Source organism: Pseudoalteromonas sp. TAE79 (genome assembly GCF_000498015.1).
Lineage (GTDB): Bacteria > Pseudomonadota > Gammaproteobacteria > Enterobacterales > Alteromonadaceae > Pseudoalteromonas.
Genome location: NZ_AUTL01000075.1, coordinates 1 through 3,357, shown reverse-complemented (window position 1 = coordinate 3,357; position 3,357 = coordinate 1). Strand labels below are relative to the sequence as shown.

Annotated in this window: 4 protein-coding genes; 2 read left to right on the top strand and 2 right to left on the bottom strand. The window is 38.7% G+C overall.

Annotation, left to right across the window (positions count from 1 at the left end):
- A partial coding sequence (locus tag L655_RS0103405) for a DbpA RNA binding domain-containing protein (protein ID WP_029751579.1) occupies nucleotides 1-402 on the top strand: 402 nt, incomplete at its 5' end.
- A 512-nt stretch (nucleotides 403-914) separates the two neighbouring features.
- A complete protein-coding gene (locus L655_RS1000000127785) occupies nucleotides 915-1,229 on the top strand; it encodes a hypothetical protein (RefSeq protein ID WP_241764433.1) in 315 nt (104 codons plus the stop codon).
- Between the two features lie 76 nt (nucleotides 1,230-1,305).
- Here L655_RS1000000127785 and L655_RS0103395 read toward each other — a convergent pair whose 3' ends face one another.
- Together L655_RS0103395 and L655_RS0103390 are read right to left on the bottom strand one after the other, a co-directional pair.
- Entirely contained in the window at nucleotides 1,306-2,859 is a 1,554-nt protein-coding gene (locus L655_RS0103395; protein ID WP_024604103.1) for an AbgT family transporter, read from the bottom strand.
- 186 nt (nucleotides 2,860-3,045) lie between these two features.
- Nucleotides 3,046-3,357 (bottom strand): group II intron maturase-specific domain-containing protein (locus tag L655_RS0103390; RefSeq protein WP_024605253.1); only part of this gene is annotated, 312 nt, incomplete at its 5' end.

Genomic DNA, 3,357 nt, shown 5'->3' with positions numbered 1-3,357 from the left:
CGTAACAGCCGTGATGCAGGTCCTATGGATACTTACCGTATCGAAGTAGGTCGTGAACATGGTGTTCAGGTTAAAAATATTGTTGGCGCTATCGCTAACGAAGCTGACATCTCAAGCAAGTTTATTGGTGATATTCGTCTACACGACAATCACAGCACGGTTCAATTACCGCAAAACATGCCTAAAGATGTACTTGATCACTTCCAAAAAGTGTTTATTTGTAAACGCCCTATGGGCTTAACAATTACAACTGATCAAGGTCCTGCTGAACCACGTGGCGAACGCTCTGAACGTCCAGCTGGTGATAAGAAACGCAGCTTTAATAAAGATGACGGCGCACGCGGTGATAAGCGCAGCGGTCCTCGTAAAGAACGTCGCCCTGTAAGCTTCACAGCTAAATAAGCAACGACTCTTTAATAAAAAAACCTTGCCACGAAAGTGACAAGGTTTTTTTGTTTTTAAGCTGCTGCTACAGTGAAAACAAAGTAAACTTTCGCGTCAATTCAATAGCGGCTTGAGATAGTTTTTTTAGCCTGAGTTCGGGTTGCTTAATGCCTATAAATACATTTCTCTGATTTTTAAAATAACAAAAATTCTGTAAACTAGACAAAGGCTATAGTTCACGGACGAATTAAAAATTGAAAAAGATTTACGACAACTTGCTCTTTGTAGCAATAGTACTCCCCATTTTATTATGCATCACTATACCTATTTTAATGGACTTTACAGATCCACCATTCATCTCAAATGAACTATACGACGCTGTTTTCTTTATAACCCTCCCTATTATCTGTTGTGCACTATTTATCTATTTAAATATACTTATATTCAATAAATATAAACGCTGCAGTAAATATAGAGAATCACTTAAATACAATTTCTCAGATACTAAAATAAAATTAGCATCCATTTTCATGTACCCATTATCCCCTTTATTAATCTTTGGAATACTCTATGTTTTTATCTCTGATCCTATTAAATTATGGGCTTACTACACACAAGGCGACTATTGGTATAAAGAATACATCCTGACCGATGTACAAGAGTGTGGCACTGAGTATGAAGATAGCTGTACTCGTTTATACTTCAAAGACCCTAAAACGAATAAGATTCATGATTTTAGGTGGTATGACGATAAGTCTACAATAATGAACAACAAAAATAATTATGTGTATATTGTTGGAGAGGCCAGCTTATTTGGCTATATAGTGAGAGATTTAGAAAGATAACTTAGACTTACTTTTACATTACAGGACTTTTATTTAAAAACCTCACTCAAGTGAGTGAGGTTCATAAAGGTTTAAGCTAAGGCAATGCTGGATAAATGTAGCTTGCATCTAAACCTAAAGGAATACCAAGTGCCCAATAACCTAATAAAAAGATACTCCAGCCAATCATAAAGGCAATTGAGTACGGCAGCATAATAGCAATTAAAGTGCCTATACCGGTGCCTTTGACATACTTTTGACAGTACACCACCACTAATGGGAAGTATGGCATTAACGGTGTAATAATATTAGAGCTTGAGTCACCTACACGATAAGCGGCTTGAGTTAAGTCTGGCGAAATGCCAAGTTGCATTAACATCGGTACAAAAATGGGGCCAAGTAACGCCCATTTTGCTGAACTTGAACCTACAAACAAGTTAACAAAGCCAGTTAAAAAGATAATGCCTACAACCGTTACTGCACTTGGCAATTCCATCGCCTTTAATAACTGCGCACCTTCAATTGCGAGCAGTGCACCTAAATTTGATTTACTAAATGCAGCAATAAATAGCGAACAGAAAAACGCCATGACGATATAATATGCCATGCCGCTCATCGCTTTACTCATAGCATCAATCATATCTTTTGAAGTTTTAAAGGTACCTACCGTAAAACCATATACAGTGCCTGGGATCCAAAAAAGTAAAAATATTAGAGGTACAATTGATTGCATTAAAGGAGAGCTGAAATTAGTAAGGGATCCGTCACTACTGCGCATTGCAGAATCGTCTGGAGCAGAGACAAATGCTAATAACGCAAGTCCTGCAATCATTACTGTACTGGCTATATAAAAGGCACGTTTTTCATCACTACGTGCATCTTCAAATACAGGTAAATCTTCTTTAGCGCCATCAACCGCGGTTTTTTGTAAACGTGGTTCAATAATTTTATCGGTAATGTACCAGCCTAATGCCACAATAAATAAGCTAGATGCTGAAGCAAATGCCCAGTTATTTAACGGGTTAATTGTCATTGCAGGATTAATTATTTGCGCCGCACTTTGGGTAAAGCTTTGTAGCAATGGATCAATCCCTGATGGAATAAAGTTAGCCCCAAAACCACCACTCACACCAGCAAATGCAGCTGCAATACCCGCAAGCGGATGGCGTCCTGCAGCATAAAATATAACACCGGCAAGTGGAATAACTAATACATAACCTGCGTCAGTAGCGGTATGGCTCACAATGGCTACTAAAATGATTGAAGGCGTTAATAGCTTTTTAGGAGTAACTTTAAGCATTAACTTAAGACCGGTATTAATGAAGCCCGAATGCTCTGCAACACCTACACCTAACATAGCTACTAAAACGACACCTAAGGGAGCGAAGCCGGTAAAGGTTTTTACCATAGAGGATAAAAAAGTAGCGAGCGAATCACTTGCCAGCATATTATTAATAATAATCGCTTCACCGGTACGTGGGTCTATTGCATCAAAGCTTACGCCTGAAAACCACCACGACAAAAACCAAATTAATAACATTGCAAACAGAAATATTACGGCTGGATCTGGAAGCTTATTGCCAACCCGCTCAACAAAATTTAAAAAACGCGCAACAACCCCTGAAGGTAAAGCGTCTTGATTATTACTCATTCTTATTGTTCCTAAGTTTATTTTTAGTAACAATATCGCATAAAAACAAAACAGTAAATTAACATGAAAATCTACTTTAAAAGTTTTGGGCACATCGAGTAGGGTGAGGCTTATGCCTCATCCCTCTCACAGAACCGTACGTACGGACCTCGTATACGGCTCCTGTACCCTTCACATTTTATCAACTTATTTCCTAAACGCTGATAAAGCAAGCCATCCCGTATTCACTTTTTCTATTGGATATAAACCAAGCTCCTCAAACCATTGGTTTGGCATCGATACACAAGATAAAGGGCTTAGTGAGTTACGCCACGAGTTCATCTTTATGAACTTAAACGGTGGCTTTTTCCCTAACTGCTTTAGTCGTCGATGTAGCCTTGATGGCTTCTTCCACAACCTCAGCTGTATTGCCCTTAGTCTTCGTCTGATCCAACCTGCCAAGGCTTTTAGCTCTCGCTTACAATTGGCTATACTAAAATAATTTACAAAACCGCGCAC

What these genes read in the sequence shown, in the direction of transcription:
- L655_RS0103395 (WP_024604103.1), bottom strand. Translation starts at nt 2,859, where the DNA reads ATGAGTAATAATCAAGACGCTTTACCTTCAGGGGTTGTTGCGCGTTTT.
- L655_RS1000000127785 (WP_241764433.1), top strand. Translation starts at nt 915, where the DNA reads ATGTACCCATTATCCCCTTTATTAATCTTTGGAATACTCTATGTTTTT.